This is a genomic window from Azospirillum sp. (assembly GCF_035627195.1).
Lineage (GTDB): Bacteria > Pseudomonadota > Alphaproteobacteria > Azospirillales > Azospirillaceae > Azospirillum.
Genome location: NZ_DASPMG010000002.1, coordinates 1 through 2184, shown reverse-complemented (window position 1 = coordinate 2184; position 2184 = coordinate 1). Strand labels below are relative to the sequence as shown.

At 69.7% G+C, this 2184-nt stretch carries 5 protein-coding genes; all 5 read left to right on the top strand.

From position 1 onward, the window contains the following. The coding region (locus VED21_RS00070; RefSeq protein WP_324880257.1) for a HisA/HisF-related TIM barrel protein at window positions 1–308 on the top strand (308 nt) is incomplete at its 5' end. After that, the gene (hisF, locus tag VED21_RS00065) at window positions 302–1087 is read left to right on the top strand and encodes an imidazole glycerol phosphate synthase subunit HisF (RefSeq protein WP_324880256.1); all 786 of its coding nucleotides are present in this window, start codon (window positions 302–304) and stop codon (window positions 1085–1087) included. The genes VED21_RS00070 and hisF, both read left to right, overlap by 7 nt. Next, window positions 1080–1421: a phosphoribosyl-ATP diphosphatase gene (locus VED21_RS00060; protein ID WP_324880255.1), complete on the top strand. Its 342-nt coding sequence runs from the start codon at window positions 1080–1082 to the stop codon at window positions 1419–1421. Before hisF ends, VED21_RS00060 begins: the two co-directional genes overlap by 8 nt. Before the next feature lie 21 nt (window positions 1422–1442). Further along, complete coding sequence (locus tag VED21_RS00055; RefSeq protein ID WP_324880254.1) at window positions 1443–1943, top strand: DUF2867 domain-containing protein; 501 nt, start codon at window positions 1443–1445, stop codon at window positions 1941–1943. 32 nt (window positions 1944–1975) lie between these two features. Continuing rightward, window positions 1976–2184: HIT domain-containing protein (locus VED21_RS00050; protein WP_324880253.1), on the top strand; the 209-nt coding region annotated here is incomplete at its 3' end.

The following is a 2184-nucleotide window of genomic DNA, read 5'->3' as shown; positions in this document are numbered from 1 at the left end:
TCGACCTCGCGCTGAAGTTCGAGGATTCGGGCGTCGCGGCCATCATCTACACCGACATCAACCGCGACGGCGCCATGGGCGGCGTCAACGTCGAGGCCACGGCCGACCTCGCCTTCCACCTGACGACGCCGGTGATCGCGTCGGGCGGCGTCTCCTCCATCGACGACCTGGTGGCGCTGAAGGCCGAGGAGCGCACGGGCATCGCCGGCGTGATCTGCGGCCGGGCGCTGTACGACGGCCGCATCGACCCGCAGGCGGCGCTGGCGCTGCTGTCCGCCCCGGCCCGCGAGGAGACCGACTGGTGCTGAAGATGCGCGTCATCCCCTGCCTGGACGTCAAGGACGGCCGGGTGGTCAAGGGGGTCAACTTCGTCGACCTGGTGGACGCCGGCGATCCGGTGGAGCAGGCGCGCGTCTACGACCGCGAGGGCGCGGACGAGCTGACGTTCCTGGACATCACCGCCAGCCACGAGAACCGCGACACCATCTTCGACGTGGTGCGCCGCACCGCCGAGCAGGTGTTCATGCCGCTGACCGTCGGCGGCGGCGTCCGCACGGTGGAGGACATCCGCAAGCTGCTGCTGGCCGGCGCCGACAAGGTGTCGATCAACACCGCCGCCGTGCACCGGCCGGAGTTCGTGCGCGAGGGGGCCGAGAAGTTCGGCAGCCAGTGCATCGTCGTCGCCATCGACGCCAAGCGCACGGGCGAGAACAAGTGGGAGGTGTTCACCCACGGCGGCCGCCGCGAGACCGGCCTGGACGCCATCGACTGGGCGCGCCGCATGGCCGAGTACGGGGCCGGCGAGATCCTGCTGACCTCCATGGACCGCGACGGCACCAAGAGCGGCTTCGACCTGGCGCTCACCCGCGCCGTGGCCGATGCCGTGCGGGTGCCGGTCATCGCGTCGGGCGGCGTCGGCACGCTCGATCACCTCGTGGAGGGCATCCGCGAGGGGCACGCGACCGCCGTGCTGGCCGCGTCGATCTTCCATTTCGGCACCTACACCATCGGTCAGGCCAAGGCGGCGCTGGCGCAGGCCGGCATCCCCGTGCGCCCGGCCCGCCAGGAGATCCCCATCCATGGCTGATCCCAAACCGGGCGCCGAAGTCCTGGACCGTCTGTACCAGACCGTCCTGTCGCGCAAGGGCGCCGACCCGGAAAGCTCATACACCGCCAAGCTGTACGCCCGCGGCACGCCGAAGATCGCCCAGAAGCTGGGCGAGGAGGCGGTCGAGGCGATCATCGAGGCGATGCGCGGCGACAAGGACAAGCTGGCGGCGGAATCGGCCGACCTGCTCTACCACCTGCTGGTGCTGTGGGCCGACGCCGGGCTGGAGCCGGGCGAGGTCTATGCCCGGCTGGCGGCGCGCGAGGGCACCAGCGGCATCGACGAGAAGAAGTCCCGCAAGACGGCGGGGTAAGCAAGGCAGGGCGAGGGGCACATGTGGGATCACCTTCCTCCGGCCTCCCTGCTCGGCGCCGGCGGCAGCACCTACCAGGACTGCTTCACGGTCCCCCTCGGCCCGGCGCCCGTCACGCTGGACGAGGCGATCCCGGCCTTCTTCCATTCCGCACCGCCGTGGTTCGACGCCCTGATGGGGCTGCGCAACACGCTGGTCAAGCCGTTCGGCCTGAAGACGGGCGGCGGTCCGGCCCCGGTGCTGACGCCGCCGTTCCGTGTCGGGCAGAGCATCGGCGTGTTCCGCCTCGTGGCGCTGGCGCCGGACGAGGCCGTGTTCGGCGAGGACGACCGGCACCTGGACTTCCGCGCCTCCATCCTGATCCGGCGCACCGAACAGGGGCAGAGCCTCGCCCTGTCCACGGTCGTGACCGTGCACAACGGGCTGGGGCGGTGCTATCTGGCCGTGGTCAAACCCTTTCACCGTTTGATCGTGCCGATCATGGCCGGCAACATGGCGCGCCTGCTGCACAAGGCGGTTTGACCGCAAAAAGACGACGGGAGAAGGAAGACGAGATGACCCAGGCCTACGACGACAACAACGTGTTCGCCCGCATCCTGCGCGGTGAGATCCCCTGCAAGAAGGCCTATGAGAGCGAACACGCGCTGGCCTTCCACGACATCAACCCGCAGTCGCCCACGCACATCCTGGTCATCCCGAAGGGCCGCTACGTCGACTACGACGATTTCGCGGCCAACGCGTCCGACGCGGAGATCGCCGACTA